Source organism: Pseudomonadota bacterium (genome assembly GCA_039033415.1).
GTDB lineage: Bacteria > Pseudomonadota > Gammaproteobacteria > Xanthomonadales > SZUA-38 > JANQOZ01.
In genome coordinates, this window is the sequence record JBCCCR010000001.1 from 133,067 (window position 1) to 151,424 (window position 18,358).

11 protein-coding genes are annotated in these 18,358 nt (G+C 58.3%); 5 read left to right on the top strand and 6 right to left on the bottom strand.

All coding sequences use genetic code 11. The features are described 5' to 3' along the window. Positions 1-365: 365 nt before the first annotated feature. Entirely contained in the window at positions 366-1,271 is a 906-nt protein-coding gene (locus tag AAF358_00570) for a hypothetical protein (protein ID MEM7704010.1), read from the top strand. Positions 1,272-1,681: 410 nt separating this feature from the next. Next, on the top strand, positions 1,682-4,111 hold the full coding sequence (locus AAF358_00575; GenBank protein MEM7704011.1) for a hypothetical protein: 2,430 nt from the start codon (positions 1,682-1,684) through the stop codon (positions 4,109-4,111). Positions 4,112-4,228: 117 nt separating this feature from the next. Here AAF358_00575 and AAF358_00580 read toward each other — a convergent pair whose 3' ends face one another. The 6 genes from AAF358_00580 to AAF358_00605 form a co-directional block, all read right to left on the bottom strand. Further along, the gene (locus tag AAF358_00580) at positions 4,229-4,753 is read right to left on the bottom strand and encodes a phospholipase D-like domain-containing protein (GenBank protein ID MEM7704012.1); all 525 of its coding nucleotides are present in this window, start codon (positions 4,751-4,753) and stop codon (positions 4,229-4,231) included. Between the two features lie 73 nt (positions 4,754-4,826). Then, complete coding sequence (locus AAF358_00585) at positions 4,827-6,179, bottom strand: M24 family metallopeptidase (protein ID MEM7704013.1); 1,353 nt, start codon at positions 6,177-6,179, stop codon at positions 4,827-4,829. Positions 6,180-6,325: 146 nt separating this feature from the next. Continuing rightward, positions 6,326-8,590, bottom strand: a complete 2,265-nt coding sequence (locus AAF358_00590) for a TIR domain-containing protein (GenBank protein MEM7704014.1) — start codon at positions 8,588-8,590, stop codon at positions 6,326-6,328. Positions 8,591-8,822: 232 nt separating this feature from the next. Next, positions 8,823-12,395, bottom strand: a complete 3,573-nt coding sequence (locus AAF358_00595; protein ID MEM7704015.1) for a M1 family aminopeptidase — start codon at positions 12,393-12,395, stop codon at positions 8,823-8,825. Next, positions 12,392-13,261: an ABC transporter ATP-binding protein gene (locus tag AAF358_00600; protein ID MEM7704016.1), complete on the bottom strand. Its 870-nt coding sequence runs from the start codon at positions 13,259-13,261 to the stop codon at positions 12,392-12,394. The genes AAF358_00595 and AAF358_00600 overlap by 4 nt, the downstream gene beginning before the upstream one ends. A gap of 39 nt (positions 13,262-13,300) precedes the next feature. Then, a complete protein-coding gene (locus AAF358_00605; protein ID MEM7704017.1) occupies positions 13,301-13,780 on the bottom strand; it encodes a MarR family transcriptional regulator in 480 nt (159 codons plus the stop codon). A gap of 292 nt (positions 13,781-14,072) precedes the next feature. Between AAF358_00605 and AAF358_00610 the strand changes: the two genes are divergently transcribed. The 3 genes from AAF358_00610 to AAF358_00620 all read left to right on the top strand — a co-directional run bounded on the left by AAF358_00610 (position 14,073) and on the right by AAF358_00620 (position 18,349). Then, positions 14,073-14,774 carry a response regulator transcription factor gene (locus tag AAF358_00610; protein MEM7704018.1) on the top strand — a complete coding sequence of 234 codons (702 nt, stop codon included), beginning with the start codon at positions 14,073-14,075 and terminating at the stop codon, positions 14,772-14,774. Continuing rightward, positions 14,771-16,135: a histidine kinase sensor domain-containing protein gene (locus tag AAF358_00615; GenBank protein MEM7704019.1), complete on the top strand. Its 1,365-nt coding sequence runs from the start codon at positions 14,771-14,773 to the stop codon at positions 16,133-16,135. Before AAF358_00610 ends, AAF358_00615 begins: the two co-directional genes overlap by 4 nt. A gap of 78 nt (positions 16,136-16,213) precedes the next feature. After that, positions 16,214-18,349 (top strand): TonB-dependent siderophore receptor, encoded by a 2,136-nt coding sequence (locus AAF358_00620; protein MEM7704020.1) that lies wholly within the window; start codon positions 16,214-16,216, stop codon positions 18,347-18,349. Positions 18,350-18,358 lie beyond the last annotated feature (9 nt).

Here is an 18,358-nt window from a genome sequence, read left to right on the forward strand (position 1 = left end):
GCAACTAGAGGTCGATCGACTATTTATGGCGTTAAGAGCCTTCGGGAGAAGCGAGACCGACGCGGAGAGTGAAAGAGTCTTCGAAATCGCGGATGGATTTGGAATACGCCAAACTCGGCACCGTGCGCTGAGGTTTGCTGAGCGGCTAAAACCCTTCGTTTCCGATGAACCCGAATTGGCTGTTGTCGGAAGAAAAGCGACCATCGACAATTCCGAAATTGAATTCACGATCGGTTGCTATCGGGAGGAATCTAACGAGTACAAATTGTTAGGCAGTTCTACCAGCTGTTGGGTTTCTGCCCAGAGAGTTTTCCCAGCCCCTTCTCGTTAACGTCATGGCTGGCCTTTCAGAAGACGCGAGGCTTTTGGCTCTTCACATTGCTTCATCCAACGATACTGGTCGTGAATCCCCAATGTCTTGGGAGGAAATCGCGCAGAGCTGTAGTTCGGTCGAGCAAATCAAATTGGTGGAAGCAATTTATGAACTTCAGCAATCTGGGCTCGTTCGGCTTAGCAACTCCATAAACGTACGAGACGGCATATACAGCCTGCGGCCAGCTATTACGCTTTTCCAACAATTCGATCTCGAGGCAAATGGATTTGACTTTGACGAGGACGTAGTGACGCTGGCAACGCTCCTCCTTGAGGACAATTCTTTGGGTAACGCAGAAGCACTTCACCGGTCTACTGGCTGGCCAGTAAGGAGGTTTAACCCGCCTTTTGCGCGAATCTTGAGCGCAGTACATCCTGGTCATGTGCGCCAGACGGTCTCCCCTCGATATCCTTCGCTTGGCCTCTCAATCGGACCTGGCGACATCGTGTCGCTTAGACGACTAATCGAATCAATCCAAACTCGTGAGTCTCAACTTAAGGAGGCAGCGAAGAATCGATTGCTTCAGGGTGTCGAACGAGTCGAACTGGCGCTTCGAGCATTGCTCGTAGATACCTTTGGCAATGATCTAAAGACTATCCCGAAAACGGTGTTTGAGAAGGCAAAGGATCGAATGCGGGGTTCGAATCTGGCCGCATTAGATTTGGTGGGACTCGTCGAATATCTAACGTTGGGCGAGCTCTTCTCAACTATTCGGCGCAAGACGATTTGGCCAATGCTTCAGCTGCAGGAAAACAAAGACACCTTTTCGAGGAGATCTGAGCAACTAATGAAACTAAGGAATTGTCTGAGTCACAACCGGGCTCCAAGCGAGGTGGAAAGGCTCGAAGGCGAAGCGGCCATAATCTGGTTCCTATCAGTCCTGGCGGTCGAGACCTAGCCCACGGGCCATTCTTGGTCCCGAGAGCCTGTTGCATAGTGTTTTCTGAAGTTGCAATTTGACTGAGCGGTCGCCGCTAACTAATTGAATTTACTGGCTTGATATCGATTTCGGTTAGAACGTGAATCCCTTGGACGTAGGTTCAAGTCCTACAGGGCCCACCAATTTTCGCCTTTTTTCTCAGTGGTTTACAGGCGCGCTTCCCGGTTGGGTTCGAGACCCCGCGGACTCGTCGTTTCGCTGGCGGCAGACCCACCTATGACCAATTTTCGAGGGAACTGACCACATTTCCTTCAGCGCGCGACTGAGCGTGTGGACCCACTTGTGGTCAAGTTTGATCCGAAATTCCTGCGAAGTGCGCCTCATTAACCAACGCCCCAAAATGACTGGCGCAAACGGAGCCACACCCAGTGAATAGCTATCCCATTTCCCCTTCCGTAGGAGGGGTTGCCATGGTGCTTGTCGTGCTGGCAGCGTTTTCCATCAGCAGCGCTGCGCTGGCCGTCGTTGACTCGGACTTGGCGGGTCCGCCCGGCAGCGAGTCTTTTGGCATGAGCGTACTGGTGCTGGCCAACGGAAACTACGCCGCAACCGATCCGGATTTTGATGCCGAAGGCGTAGAGAACGTGGGTGCGGTGTACCTGTTTGACGGCGCTACCGATACGATCATCAGCACATTGACTGGCTCCGGTGCCGACGACCGGGTGGGCTCTGACGGACTGCTGGCGGTCGGGAGCAGTAACTTTGTGGTGTCCAGCTCGGAGTGGAATGAGCGGCGCGGCGCAGTCACTTTCGTTAACGGCGAGACCGGTCTATCCGCCATAGTTTCAAGCACCAACAGCTTGGTGGGCTCAGCCCCTGGCGATGTCGTAGGCCAAACGTTTTTCAGTGGTTTTGGAAGCGGGGTGCCATCCGCAAAACGGTTGAGCAACGGCCACTATGTGGTCGAGTCTGTCCGTTGGTCCGGAGGGCCGGACTTGGCCGGCGCGGTGACCTGGGGCGACGGCGAAGCCGGCGTGACGGGAGAGATTACGCCCGGCAACAGTCTGGTCGGCGGTGCCGAAGGCGACATCATTCAGCTGATTCGATCGCTGGACAACGGGAACTACTTGGTTGGCTCTGATTCCTGGGATGCCGGCAGCGTTGAGGACGTCGGCGCCGTGGCCTGGGCATCCGGCAACGGTGGCAGCGTTGGCCTGATTAGCGGGGCAAACAGCCTGATTGGGTCACAGGCGGATGACCGGGTGGGACGCAATCGGGGCGTGATCGATCTGGGGAATGGCCATTACGTTGTGAGGAGTCCGCAGTGGAGCGGCGGAGGCCCATCCCGGGCCGGTGCCGTAACCTGGGGCAACGGTGAAAACGGTGCAACTGTGGGCACGGTATCGGACGCCAATAGCCTCGTTGGGGCTAGCGCCAATGAGCAGCTCGGTGGCGACGTAGTGGGGTTGACCGACGGTGACTACCTGGTGGTGACTCGCAACTGGAATGCATCCCCAAGCCTGCTCGGCGTCGGCGCCGTGGCCTACGCGCCAGGCAACGGCGGACTAGCGGGCACAATTGGCGTCGGCAACAGTCTGGTTGGCGTCTCAGGCAATGACGGTGCAGGAATTTCGGCCTTTGCCCTGGACAATGGGCATTACGTTGTTTCCATGCCCGGGTGGGACGATGCCGCCAACGGGTATACGGATGCCGGAGCCGTGATCTGGGGCGACGGCGATGCGGGCATAACGGGGCCAGTCACCGCGGCGGGCAGCCTGGTGGGCAACCGCGATGAGGCGCGGGTAGGTTCCAATCTCGGCGGAGAGGCCATTACGCCGCTGCGCAACGGCAACTACGTGATCAACAGCCCGCGCTGGAAAAACACCCAAGACGAGATCGTAGGCGCGGCGACCTGGATGGACGGGTCAGGACCCGCCAGTGGAACGGTGAGCACCGCCAACAGCCTGCACGGGCAGGCGCCGGAAGACGGCATCGGCCGGGCCACCGTCGCCCTCACCAACGGTAACTACGTGGTGGTGGGTGGCGAGGAAAGCCGATTCGATCTTGATCACGTGACCTGGGGTAGCGGCACCGGGGGCCTGGCTGGGCCGGTGGACGAAACCAGGAGCCTGGTGCTGGGCAGCGGCGGTGGTGAAATCGGGACCGTGGTTGCGCTGGCGAACGGGCACTACGTTGTACTCAGCCCGTTCTGGGAGGACGCGAGCACGGACGCCGACGTTGGCGCCATTACCTGGGGCAACGGAGAGGATGGATCAACCGTTGGCACGCTGGGAATCGGCAACAGCCTTATTGGCGCCCAGGCCCTGGACCGAATAAGCGCTGGGGACCGCGTCCTGCTTGCCAACGGGAGTCTGCTACAGACCAGCGTTTTTTTCAGCAACGGTGCGGAAACGGAGGCGGGAGCCATTACCTGGATTGCCGGTGATCAGCCGACGACTGGCGTCGTCGGTATCGACAACAGTGTGATCGGAAGCAGCGCAAACGATCAGCTTGGACAGTATTCGCTCTGCTTCAACACGGGCATCGTGGGGTGCGGTTCCTACGGCGAATTGCCCGATGGCGACTGGCTGGTGGCCAGCAGCAGATTCGATGACGGCAGCGAGGTCGATGCCGGGGCGGTGGTGCGAGTATCCGGCACCGGGCCAACCACGGGAACAGTCACGGAGGACAATGCGGCAATTGGCAGCTCTGCGACCTTTATCGGCAGACTGCCGCGACAGATTCTGCTGACGAAAAGCCAGAAGTTTCCGCTTGCTACCGGATCCAACAGCATTCTGATCCTGAATCTTTCTGAAGACGCAGATACTCTATTCCGGGACAGTTTTGAGAGCCCATGATGAGCAAGGCGATCTCCCTGGCTTGAAGTGCTCGGTTGCCCGCCGGACGGCGCCAAACAGCTTTTGCTCAACCAGCGGTTGACGGAGCGACGCCAGGCCTAGTCGCGAACAAAACCACTAGCGCACCGGGTCCGGGCAGTACTCGCGCCGGCCGCACCCGACGCAATGATCCCCCAGATAAAGCTGATCCAGTTCCGCCATTAACCCACTGATTACCTGCCGATCGTCGGTGAGTATGCCCGCCTCAAAATTGCGCCGGTGGGCTGACTTCGCCCCGATGCCCGCGCCGGTCAAATTGGCGGAGCCCACATAAGCCAGGTGGGCATCCACAATGATGACCTTCATGTGCATGCGAGGGCAGAGGATTCGCTCGAACCGGTCGCTTTCGATTAGCTCAGGAAAGCGATCGAAGTCCTCGCGAAATCGGGGGCCGGGCTCTTTGGCATGGATGAGGCGCAGATCGACACCTCTTGAAACCAGGTCCGCGAGCACAGAAAGGAAAGGCACAAACCTCTTGCCGGTGCCGGCCACATGCAGGTCCTTGATGTCGGCTGTGGCGATCCACAGGAATCGCTGCGCCGACGGGATAACTTCCGTGATGACCTTGGCGTAGTGCGCCTCGTTGAGTATCAGCTCCTGCATTCAGCCACTCGCCGCTTATCATCGAAGCTGGTTGGCAAACGGCGTTCGCTTGCTGGAAAAAATTTTCACCTCGCTAAACCATGATCGTCTGATTGCCGATGTCGTGAATCGGCTCGCTGCCATCGGCTGTGATCAACATCAGATCTTCGAGGTGAGCAGAACCACCGACGCCTGACTCGATCAGCGGGCAGTCGATGCTGAGAATCATGCCGGGTTCCAGGACGATGTCTTCCCGAGGGGGCAGGCTGCCGTAGCCAACATGGTCCGTGTGATACATGCCAACGCTATGCGGCGCGAACGGCACGTTATAGCGCTTGTTGGCACTGCGCAGCGCTTTGGTACCCAGGGCATTAATCTCCGAAAACTTCATGCCGGGCCGCAGTTTCTCGCGAATGCTGTCCCAGCCGATCGCCAGAGCGCTGGCCGCGTCACGCATAGATTTGCGCGGCTCGCCGACAAAAACTGTCCGGCCGTAATCACCGTGGTAGCCCTGATATTCGCTGACGCAGTCGATGAGAAAAGCCTGTCCATCCCGGAACGTATCCTCGTAAAGCTCATCGCTGGTTCGGTCCACCACCATAAAAACGCCCCGCTGACCCCGGCGCGCTGCGGCCGCAAAAAACTCCGCCCGCAGATCCCGATAGCCGCCCCCGGCCCGCACGGTTTTCACCGCTTCGATCGCGGCCGCAACGTTGCCCGCGGAGGCCATCCGCATCAGCTGAATTTCGGTTTCAGATTTCACCGGTCGAATTCGACGTAAGGCGTCCTCAGCGCTGACCGTAGTGACTTCCGCTGCGGCCTTGGCCAGCGATGCTTCGACGTGCGCATGGTCCACGGCAATCCGGCCACGAGACAAGCCCAGATCCTGCAGCGCTTTGGCCAGTGCTTTGTCCATGCTGGCAAAGCTGCCCAGTTCACTGACCTGAGCATGGGTTGCGCCCAGGCGGTCGCGCTCGATGTGGTCGAGTGCAACCTCGCTCCGGTCGGGAAACAGATCCAGCGAAGCTCCCGGAGATTGTCCTTTGTCCGGCGCCTGTCCGGGAAAGGCAAAAATATACGCCGGAATATCGGAATGCTTCAGCACGTCCGAAAGCGTGTAGTAGTAGCTGAAGGCCGGCGTGACAATCGCCAGGCGTTCGGTCTCCCGGCGAGTGACGATGGCCAGGCTGCTTGGCGGGTATCCCATGCGGGTCACAACCGGCCGACTGCCAGTAGCCTGCTGAAAATTGGCCCCATCACCCAGAACCAGGGCGTCGATACCGAGTTCGGCCATGACTCGATCTGCCTGCGCAAAATTCATGCGGGGCCCAAGAACTGGCGGGTGTAGCGCCGATGGATTGGTGGACGTGTCAGCGGCAAAGGAGACTGGCAGGGTGGAGGCCAGTCCTGCAGCGGTGATCGAACCCAGGGCATGACGACGATTCATATTGACTGCCTCTTAAGTTTACTTGTCGTGCCTCTCGATCAGGGCACCAGCGCCTGTTCATTGTAATCATCCTGTGCTGATGCTGATACACGCGGACGCCGGTGCTTGTCACCGCCAGAGGGTTAGGTCTCGGCGCGTTTTACGAGCTACATCGACAGGTACTTTTTGCGCTCTCGGTCCGCCCCTTGGTTGAGTGACTCAACCACGGCCGTAAAATCGGGATCATCCCGGATCGGATCGTAGATCGGGTTTAGGTGAAACCACCATTCGTAGAGGAAGCCGCCTTCGACTACCTGTTCCAGTTCCCGAATAGCGCGTTCGTGGTCGCCCTTCAGCATAAGCAGCTCAGCGTACTCGTCGGGGTTGTCAATATCGCCCACCCGCTGAGTCCTCCGGTTTTCATGGATGGTCTGGCAGTCTGAGAGCAACGCTTCGGCTTTCTGGGTTTCGCCGGCGCGCCGAAACAACGCGGCGGCGGCCAACGAAAAATTACAGTTGTTGCGCTGCGAGAAAAAATTGTCCAGCTCAGCCGAATAGGCGTTGAGGAAGAACTCCAGCGCTGCCGCCTCTTGACCAGACCACCACAGTAGCTCGCCGACCCAAGCGTCCCATTTCGCCAGGCCCGGATCGGTTTCCAGGGCAGCGAGCAGCGTCTCGGCGGCGGCCTGCTTATCCCCGCCCAACAGCATTCGAAAAGCCTTGCCGCTGACCGGGGTCATATCCGGCAGCGGAAAATCCAGCAGTTTCAGTTCGGAAAGGTAGATGGCGCTTTGGATCTGATACCGGGGATTCTGGGTGGACTCCCATAGGTCTACCTGGATCCGGGCAGCCTCAGCCAGCCGACCCTGGAATCGCAGGGCGGAACCGAGGACACCGGCAAAATGGGTATAGTCAGGAAATCGTGATGACGCCCGTTCGGCCGCCGCCAGCGCCTCTTCTCCGCGCCTCCGGCGCATCAGCGAAAAAACGTAGTTGCTGCTGACGCTCGGCGATAGTGGGTCGAGGATGTAAGCCTGGTCGATCACCTCAAACGACTCTTGCCAGGCGCCGGCGTGAACCAGCGCGATGTACAGGAGGTGTCGAGCGTTAGCGACGTTAGGATTTAGGTCGAGGGCCTTTCGATAGGCCGCGATAGAATCCAGCTCGTTTCCCCGCATACCCTGCAGATAGCCCTGCGCCACAAAAGCTTCTGCCAGCTTCGGGGCCAGCTCCAGCGCTAAATCAATATGGGGTTTTGCCCCAAGGGCGAACTCGCCTTTCGTCAATCCGGAAGACCGGCTGTACTGGAACATCTTCGTCATCGCCAGCAAGGCCCAGCCCGGCGCGAACGTTGCGTCACGCTCCGTGACCTGCGCGGCCAGTTTCTCGGCGGTGACATTCCCTTTGCCACGTTGAGCAAACTGGTACTGGGCGCGCAGATAAAGATCGTAGGTCTCCGGATCGGTAGTCGGCGATTGAATCGCTGGCACGTCGCCACCGGAGGCCAGGGCTTTTGCGACTTCCTGTGCCACTTCATCCTGGATGGCAAAAATGTCCGCCAGCTCCCGGTCAAACTGCGCAACCCAGAGGCTTTCTCCTGACGCTGTGTCCACCAGATGGGTATCGATCCGCACGCGATTGCCGGCCTTTCTGACGGAGCCCTCGAGGACGGTGTCGACGTTTAGTGCTTTGGCGATCTCTGCCAGCGGTGTGTCTTTGCCTTTGTAGAAAAACGACGAGGTGCGCGAAACGACGTGCAGGTTAGTCTCCCGGGCCAGCAGGTTGAGGACCTCTGAGGCGAGGCCGTCAGAAAAGTAGTCCTGATCGCTGTCGGGTGACATGTCTGCAAAAGCCAGCACCGCAATCGACCGGTACGTTTTTTCGGCTGGGTCCGACCGCGCTGTCTGGCCCTGCGGTTCGGGTTCGCTGTTGCGGGACACAAACCACCCAACCCCGGCGGCGCCAAGTAGTAGTAGGAAAGCGCCCGCTATCCAGGCGTTGCTTCTGGAGCTGGGTTTAGGCGCCGCTACTCGCTTGCTGTCTGGAGCTGTACCTCCCTCAAGCGTCTTCACCAGCGCAGCAAAGGTGTCGTCACTGCCTGAGCCGCGCCACTGCGAAAAATCCAGCGCATGTAGCTGCATAAAGCCCATGGGAGGCTCGCGCCCGTCCAGCGAAATAGCCTTCAACTTTCCGGCGCGGGCAGCGATCGTCGCCTCGTCTCTGACCCAGTTCGAACGGTTGGCTCTCTCAGACCAGCAGACAATCACGTGTTTCGCGCTCGTGAGTTCGCGTTCGATCTCATCGGAAAACTCTGAGCCGGCATGGATCTCCCGATCCCACCAGACGGAGATGCCGTGCTCCTCCAGAGCGTCGGCCAGCGGGGCTACCCGACTGCGATCGTCGTGGGCGTAGGAGATGAAAACGTCAGCCATAGGCCTGATCTATCCACATCCACCTGCGGGAACTGAGCTTGGTGATCGAAGGCGCTCCAAGTCGTTTTGCGGTGCGCGCCGGCTGCTGCGGCAAAGTGAATTCCAATTCTTAGAGAACTAACAGGGACTTATGATAAACCCAATCGGCTTTGATCGAACATGCCGGTAGCCCCGCGAGCCGATCAGCCGCAAAGCGAGGTACCCAGAGTCTAGAGCGACCGCCTATGCCGCGCTAGCGCCAGTTCACCGCCATCGTGTTGTCCTGACTATTGCGATCAATTCTTTTAAGGAAAGGGTCCACCGTGACGAAGGCCGGGCGACTGTCGCTCGACAGCGTCAGCGTCGCTTTGCCGCCCGTGAGTTGGTGTTGACTGATTTGTACGGCGTCTGAAGATGATAGCGGTGCGTCCGGGTGTACGTTGAGTAAGCCGACGTCAATTAGCTCGTTCATTTCAACCTGCGTGCTGCGTCCGGAACCTGAAGCCTGGAATTTCCCCGACAGAATCGTCACGTCAATCTGATAGCGCCCGGTTGGAAGTTGATGACCGGTCGCGGACTCGACGCTGAAATCGTACAGGGTGATATGTTCGAAGCTGTCGGCGATGAACTGACGTGTGGGTGCATCCGCCTCGCGCCTGAGCTCTCCAAGTAGGTCAAGTACCGTCGCAAACCGTGCGTCCTCGTCGCGAAACGCAGCGAGCAGTCTTCTCAAGGCGCGGTGCATGCGTTCTGCTCCAAGCATGTCCTGAAGCGCATACAGAATAAGCCCGCCTTTTTGATAGTGGATGTAAGGCTTGTTTTCCGCCCGCATCAACACCTGCTCTTCGTCGACTTCGTTGCTGCGGCCTCTCAGATAGCGATCGAGTTCCCACTTGAGAAAGCGTCTGAGATAGGCGTCACCATAGCGGTCGCGGATCAGCATATAGGCAGAATACTGAGCCAGCGATTCGGACAGAACCGTGCCGCCTTTCACGTTCGCTGGCGCCAGCTGGTGCCCCCACCACTGATGGGCAAGCTCGTGTGCCGTCACCGAGTACACGTAATCGATGGCACTTTTGCTGCGAAGATCGGCCACAAATCCAATGTCTTCAGAGTATGGAATGGTGTTGGCGAAGCTCTGCGCAAACCGAACGTAGCGAGGGAACTCGATGATGCGCAGCTGCGGATACTGATAAGGGCCGAAAGCCGTGCCGAAAAAATCCAGCGAGTGCTTTACGGCTTCAACCATCCGCTCGACGTTCATCCAATGCTCGGGATGATGGTAGACCTCGATAGAGACGCCGTTGTGAGATTCGCGGTGAATCGCGTAACGGCCTGATTGAATCGCAAAGTAATTCAGGACCGGCGTTTGTGTTTGATACTCGAAGTACCGGCGCCCATCCTGTTGCCATTGGCGAACGAGTTTGCCTGGCGCAATGGCTGTCTGTTCGCTAGTGGTCGACAGCGTCGTATGGAGGCGCACTTTATGTACATCAGCGCCGAGATAGGTGCGCCAATACTGTGAATCATCTTCGAGTGCCGCCAGCCGCTTCGTTTCATCGAGCCCTCGCTGCGCGCGCTCTGCGCGATCGGTCAGCTCCTGATCAGCGTCATAGCCAATGCGCGGAAGTAGCTCCTGGTTATTGATGAATGTGCCGTTACCCACCGCTCGGCTATCCACCTGGCTCTCCTTGAATCCGCGATTCACCCGATCAACAGAGAACCACAACATCCGTTCATCGCCGGGCATCAGCGGGTCCGTCAACGCGATTTGGATGGCGGCGAGATGGGGAAAGCTTTGGGCAACCTTGCTCCCCTCGAGACGGTATTCGACGGTGTTCCTGGGATCCCAGCTCAGCAACATCTCTTTAAGGGGCAGATCGGTTTCATTGCGCAAGAGGTAATGGCCTTGGACGACAATTCGGCGGGAACCCGGAAACAGATCGGCGCTGATCTTTACGTCTCGAATGATCGGCGGTCGCTGTGCTTCGAACCGCTTGAGGGTGCGCTCATAATCTGCACGCCAGTCAAGCACGCGATCTGAACTCTCATAGTCGTTGAGGATATTGGTGTTGTAGTAAATGAAGCCGCCAGTTACGGAAGCAAGGCCAAGAAGCGCGACGAGGGCAAAAACGCCTCGCCTTCCGACGGATTGTTTTGCAACGCGAAACCGTAAGGTGAAGCTTGGACTCAAACCTCGCGGCCACATGCCATAGCCGGCGATGGCCAACCCGCCGGCGACGAGAGACCAGTAAACGTTGTAAGCGACTAGCGAAGGCAGAAAATGCCCCAGCCCGTTCATGTCCGAATAGATGGCCTCAGGCCCTTCTGAGTAACGCCAAAGGTGATGTTCCAGGCCTAGCTGGGGCGCCACCAGGCTGGCAACGACGTAGCCTGCAAAGATCGCCATGCCCACATACTTTCCGGGGCTTAGGGTCTGAATCAGCAGCGACAAGACCGCGATTAGCATCGCCGGCAGCAGATATTGCAGCGTGAGGGTTTGTAGATAGACCCACCATTCGTAACGGTGCCAGCCCGTGGCCGTCTGGTACACCGTGGCGATCGCCACACCCACCATCAGCAGCCCGATGATAACGGTCCAGAGCGCCACAAGTTTAGGCAGGAAGAGCTTTCCGTTGCTGACGGGCGTAGCATCGATCAGGAGGTCCATGCCCGTTTGTCGTTCACGCCAGGTGGTCTCCGCGGCGTAGTAGCTCAACACGATCAATATCAACAAGGACATCGATCCCTGGATCGTTTCGGACAACATTCTCGTCAGCGGCCAGCTGCGCGTGGCGTAGTAGCTATCGCCCGCGATGAGGCCGGCAATCAGCATGAAGCTCGTCAGCAGGCTGAGGATCAGAAAACTCGGGCTGCCGATGACCTGGATCACCTCGAGTCGCGTTCGAGCGAGGAACTGGACCCATCCACTTGGCCAATTCGTACCCGAACCCGGTTTTGAGGTTGGCGTTCCATTCGAGGCAGGGGTTTTACGTTGCCGAACGCGCCGGCGGCCGCCGCGCGCCTCCTTGCGCTCGTTGTGAAACCGGGACAGGAGCGCCAGCGTGCAGCCAGCAACGCTGAACCAGATCCATCGATTGAGGCTGACTAAGCCGGAGAACGAAACCAGCCGCGAGTTCTTTTCCTCGGCGGTCCAGTAGCGGGTCGCTTCCGCAAAAGCGCTGAAGCCAAAGGGATCCAGCAGCGCGGCTAGCGATCGCGAGTCGGGGTTGTCCAGCAGAACACTGGCTACCTCATAGACAACAAAAAAGCCGACCAACCCAAGATACATCCCCATCATCGAACGCAGCACGCGGGCGAGGGCAAAAAGCATGACCGCGCAGAACCAGAGGTTTGGCAGGACAAAGACGACGTACGTCCAGATCAGGGGAGCGAGCGTGAACGGGCCTCGCTGGTCCTGTGAAACCTCAGGCCAGTAGGTTCCTGCCACGCTGCCGATGGAGACGGCGAGGAACGCCAGGAAGCACACGGCCGTGGCGCCATTTAGCTGACCCCAAAGCCGGGCTGATGCCGGGATGGAGGTTGCCAACATCAGGCCGTCCATACGGTGGGCGCGGTCCCTTGTGGCAGCGCGACCGATGAAGTGGCCAACCATGAACATCGCGATGATGCTTAGCGTCAGGTGGGTCATGGTGACGGCATAGGGGCCGTTCACCAGCGTTGTGATCCCGCGCGCGCGCTGAATATCTTCTGACGAAGTAGCAAAAAATCCGGCGGTCAACAGCAGGAGGAAAGTGACAGCAAAGGCCGGTTGTTTGGTTTGATAACCGACCTCGAACCGAAGCAGCTCGAGAAACCGGGTCATTGCACGCTCTTCAGCGTATGAAAATAGACGTCTTCGAGGTCTGGTTCAGCTAGCTCGAACCCCTCACCAGGCAGCTGATCAGCCAGCAGTCGAACGACCGGCTCCCCGGCCCTGAGGCGGGTAGCGATATGGCGGGGGTCCGCGGTTGCGGTGTTCAGCTGCTGATGGGGCACGCGCTTGCGCCAGAGCCTGCCGCGGAGCTGATCGACCAGCGCCGCGGGCGAGCCCATGGCTCGAACGCGCCCGTCGACGAGTACGGCAACCTCCGAGCAGAGTTCTTCGACATCGTCGACGATGTGCGTCGACAGGATCACCACTTTGTCTCGAGAGAGTTCGGCCAGCAGCGCGTGAAAGCGATTTCGTTCGGCCGGGTCCAGCCCGGCCGTCGGCTCATCGACGATGATCAGGTTTGGGTTTCCCAGCAAAGCCTGCGCGATGCCAAAACGCTGCCGCATGCCGCCGGAGAATGCACTGACGGATCGATGCCTCTCGTCAAACAGGTTGGTTCGATGGAGCAGCCCTTCGACGTGCCGCTGGCGGTTCGACTTCTCGGTCAGTCCTTTAAGAATGGCGAGGTGCTCGAGGAGCTTAATGGCGCTGATTCTTGGATAGACGCCAAAATCCTGCGGCAGGTATCCCAAGGATTGTCTGACGGATTCCGGATCCTGGAGTAAATCGATGTCGTTAAAGCGGATCGTGCCACTGGTTGGCTGCTGCAGCGTGGCGAGCGTGCGCATCAGGGTCGACTTGCCCGCGCCATTCGGACCCAGCAGTCCGAAAAGGCCAGGACGGATCGTCAGATTTACCCGATCGAGGGCGGTGGGCCCGTTTTTATAGGTTTTTGTGACCGAGGAGATGGTTAACACGTGTCTTCGCTCCTGATGGGCTGAACGGTCAGCAAGGCCTCAAGTTCCAATGAGCGTGTCGGCCATTCGCTCAGACAACGGCGTGGCCACCAGGATCTGGTCGGCTCGCTGGACGACCTGATCAAGGTCCATGGCAAGCTCTTCGAACAGGTGCCGGTAGGCGTCCATCAGCAGCGGTAAAAACCGCTGCAGTTTCTCGCCCTCCTCTTGTCCCGCGTTGGTTAGCTCGATCAGGCTTCGTCGTCCGTCGCTCGGGTCAGGTGTCGAAACGGCAAAGTCGTGCTTGTACAGCCAGCTCAATCGCTGTGCCGTGAGCTGATGTGAGTACCGCAGGCGCTGAGCAATATCGGCTTGCGAGCAGGGCCCTTCCGAATAGAGGAGCTGCACGATGCCCATCGTTTTGGTCACGATACGGATTCCACGTCCAGTCATGGCGTCCGCCATCTGGGCGTACAGTCGGTCGGATAGCTGAGTTACGCGCCAGGCGAACGCAGCATTGGTGTCGAGAAATTGGACCACAAGCGGATTACTGAAGAGTTCATTTAAGCAACATATTGCGCAATATATTGTTTAAATGCAAGAGTTAATGGCACCGATGGCGACGGGATGCGAATGGCATACCGCATGCTCGACTCAAGAACCGGCCGGTGCCGTCCGCTCCAACTGAGGCGCTGAGTTGGCCAGATTGGAATGAGCCTCGCTGGCTTCAAGCAGTTTTCGTTCAGCACTGGTTGCTAACGATTTTCATTTCGATTAGCGTCTCAAGCTAAGCCAAAGCCGTGGGCACCCTCCCTTTTTGCCTGACAGCGACATGCCAAAGCAGTTCGCCAAAAAAAAACCGCGCATTTTGATCGTCGAGGATGATCAGGTGCTCAACGAACAGATCGCTGGTCTGATTCAGGGCATGGGTTACGACGTTGATCAGTGTTTCGACGGGGAAAAAGGGCTCGCTGCTGCTGCCAAAATGCAGCACGCGTTGATCATTTTGGACGTGATGCTGCCCGGCCGCGACGGACTCTCGCTGCTGAGTATATTGCGCAAGTCGAGCAGCAAACCCGTGATCATTGTGTCAGCCAGGCACGCTGAGGAAGAGCGAATCCGCGGCCTGAGCGCCGGCGCTGACGACTATCTTGCCAAGCCGTTTAACGTCGAAGAGCTGAAGCTACGGATCGACGCGGTGCTGAGGCGCACGCGAGTCACTGAGCCTGAGGACCGTGACCAGCAGGAGCTGGACGGGTTGACGATCGATCGGCGCCGGCAAGAGGTCCGGGCGCATGGTCAGCTGGTCGAGCTTACGCCGACGCAGCAGAGCCTGCTGTGGACCCTGCTTCGCAATAAGGACGAAGTTCTTCCAAAGCCTTACCTCTATGCGGCCGTGCTGGACAGAAGCTACAGCAGCTATGATCGCAGTCTGGATATGCACCTGAGTCGGGTGCGGCGAAAGCTCAACGAGGCCGGGTGGACGGGCTCGAGACTAAAGACCGTTCACGGAAAAGGCTACTGCCTGCGATGAACCGTAGACTCTTTTGGAAACTATGCGCCGTAATCTGCGTTGGCGTTGTCGCCCTGTTTTACCTGATCGACATTGCGGTTTCGCGCGTCGAAAACGATATGAGCACGATTGCGGAGGTGGATCGGAATGAGCTCAATCAGTGGCGCGACACCGCCGAGAAAATGGTACAGACCGGGAATATCGCGACGCTCGAGACCTGGCTGCGTGAACTTCGAGAGACAGAGGAAATTTCCGCTTTAGTCGCGCGGGCGGAAATCACGCACATCGCTGGCGATACGGCTGAAGCTCACCGCTACACGGGCTACAACATGGGCCGGAACATCGAGTGGGCCGTGCACCTTTGGTTCGAGAACAGCCCGATCATGGAGCTGCCCTTTGTGGGCGGCGGCGGCAGCCTGCTCATTGAGCTGCCGAGCCGCATGTTGCCGGGGTCCTACTGGAAGCAGACGCAAATCGCCCTGCAGATTTTTCTGCCGCTGCTGGTCCTGATCCTCCTGGTTATCGTGCTGTACTCACACATCATGGCGCCGCTGCGGCAGCTGCAGCAGGCAACCCGAAGCTTCAGCGATGGCCAGTTTGATGTTCGGGTTGGGGACCTGCTGGGATCACGAGATGATGAGCTCGCCCAGCTGGCCAAAACGTTCGACCAGATGGCCGACCGCCTCAGCGATCTTTTTACCACCCAGCGACAGCTGATTACGGATCTGTCACACGAGCTGCGTACCCCTCTTACCCGCCTCGATATCGCTGTTGAAAATCTAAAGACCGAACTGAATTCCGGTAGCCTGGAGCAGAGTCAGGAAAAGCTGGACCGTATCCACCGCGAGTCGCGGCATATCCGCAAGCTGGTCGACGATACGCTGACCTTTGCGTGGCTCAAGAACGAGGCGCCGAGTCTCGAACGCGAAAAGCTCGACCTGGTTGATCTGCTCGAGGTGCTGATCGAAGACGCGCAGTTTGAATACCCGGATCGCATCATTGCGGCCGACCTTCCCGGCTCGGCTGATGTAGAGGACTCGAACCACCGTGCGTTGGGACAAGCGCTGGAGAATATCCTGCGGAACGCACTTCGCTACACGCCGCAGGGAAAGACGGTTTCGATCAACCTGGCCCGGCGCCACGAACGCTACGATATCGAGATCTGCGACGAAGGTCCTGGCGTTCCTGAACAGCACCTGCGGTCGATTTTTAGGCCGTTTTTCCGGGTGGAGTCGTCACGCCCAGCGTCGGGCTCGAGCTTCGGTCTTGGCCTGGCGCTGGCCCGCCGTCAGCTTGCCGCGATTGCCGCCGGGGTGCGCGCAACCAATCTCCGTGAAGGTGGACTCCAGATTACGGTTTCCGTGCCGCAACGCGTGATGTAACAAATGTAAAAGTGCTCCTCTTTCGGGCCGCGGATAGGAATAATTCTTATTTAGCTGTCGGCAACGCGGGAGAGAGTGATGGAAGATTCGAAGCTAAGACTGCACAGATCAACGCTCGCCATTGCGATCATGGCCACACTGCAGGCCAATGCGCAAAACGCGACTAGTCAGAGCGATGCGCGCGAGGAGGACAGCGCCGCCCTAGAAGAAATAGTGGTCATCGGGCGTTACCAGCAGTCGCTGATCGACCGGATTCCCATACCGCCGAATGAACTGCCCTTCACGCTGAACGTTGTCGACAGAGATTTTCTGGACGCACGGAATTTCACCCGGCCGATTGAAGCGCTGACCACGCTGCCAAATTTGACTCGCGCTGAAGATCGGCAGGGCACGGGTACAACACGCTTTATCTCCCGAGGCTTCGAGGCCCCTACGCTGGTTGATAACCGTGTTCAGAACGGATTTCGTGGATCGGGAGCGCGCGACGATTCGTTTGTCGAGCGATATGAGGTTCTGAAAGGACCGGCCTCTATTGCCTCTGGGCCCGTCGGCGCTGGGGGGATCGTTAATACGGTGACGAAAGTGCCGCGCGCAAACCGCTCCGGCGAGCTCAAACTACGCGCAGACCAGTTCGGCAGTATCGGTGGCGACTTTGATTTTAATGCCGGCGCGATTGATGGCTCTGATACGGTGTTGTTCCGGGTTAGCGGCGCCTATCGCGACTTTCAGTTTGACGCCGATACGGTTGGCCGGGAAACGACCGCAGTCCGGCCAGTTGTCACGTTTAATCTCGGTGCCTCGACGTCGATCAAGGTGAATCTCGACTACACCAATCACGACGTCACGCCAGCATCGGGTTTCCCCCTCACTCAGAGTGGCGACATTCCGGCAGGTATCGACTCCGGGACCTTCGCCGGTTACGCCAACAGCGAAGGTGAGGTTACGGACACGCTGCTGGGCCTCGTGCTTGAACACGAGTTCCTGGATAACCTCAAGCTCACCTTACGAGGCAGCCAGCAGGATACGGATTTTGACTACGTCAATACCTCGGGCCTTTATAACTACGCTCGCAGTGACGCCGGCTTGGAAACACTTTACGGATTTCCCAACACGGCGATAACCGAGTCGGAGGCAACGTTCGTGGACGCCCAGCTTGCCTATACAGCCGACTTCTGGGGGCGGGAGCAGAACTTTGTGGTGGGCGTCGCCAGCAGTGACAACTCGTTCTCCCGCTTCTTCAACGCCTATACCTATGATGGGCCTTACGCGCTGTCAGACATTGATCAGCCTCGCTTTGGTGACGGTGGTTCCGGCGAAGCGGCGCCTTTCACGCTGTTTGATCAGTCGCTGAGGTCGGTCCTTGCGGAAGCCGCGCTGCGCCCCAGCGAAAAGCTGACCGTCGTCGCGGGTATCCGCTACGACGAGCTGGATGAGGAAACCACCAATTTCCGTGGTCCGCGCTCGTTCGTTTCAGATTATGACGACAGCGAGGTGACCTTTCGGCTCGGTGGCACCCTGGAAGCCTCTGAGAACACCAACTTCTACGCGAGCTTTGCGCAGGCCTTTGTGCCGCAGTTTGGACTCCGGCGCGATAACTCCCCGGTTCAGGCCGAGACCTCTGATGGCTTTGAATTCGGCACCAAAGGAGACGCTTTTGGCGGGGCGTTCAATTATCAGGCGGCTATATTTCAAACGACCCGCAAGAATGTTGCTTTGAACGACCCGAGCAACGGACCCGACGAGTTTTTTGTCGTCAACGCAGGCGAGGTCGACGTTCAGGGCCTCGAGTTCACCGGCAGCTACGTGGGCTATGAGGGGCTTCAGGTAACGGTAGCCTTCGGCTACACCGATATCGATATTGCCGAGGCCGGTGACGACGAACTCACGCCGCCCGTCTTCCCGGAAGTTACGGGGAGTCTCTATGCCGACTATGTGCTCCAGTCCGGAGCGCTTGAAGGCCTGAGCATCGGTGCCGGGTTTCGCTATGTGGGTGATCGCGACGGCCCGGTCGTCACCTGGGACAGCTACACGATCGCCGACCTCAATCTTGCTTATCCAATCAATGACCGGCTGGGCCTTTCCTTTAATCTGCTTAACTTCACCGATGAAGAGTACATAGAGAATACGGTATTTAATCCAGTTAACCGGCTGAGCGGAGGGGCGGTCTTGGGTCCTCCGAGGACCGCCGTTGTCACCTTGAAGTGGGGTTTTTAGTTTGCCGTA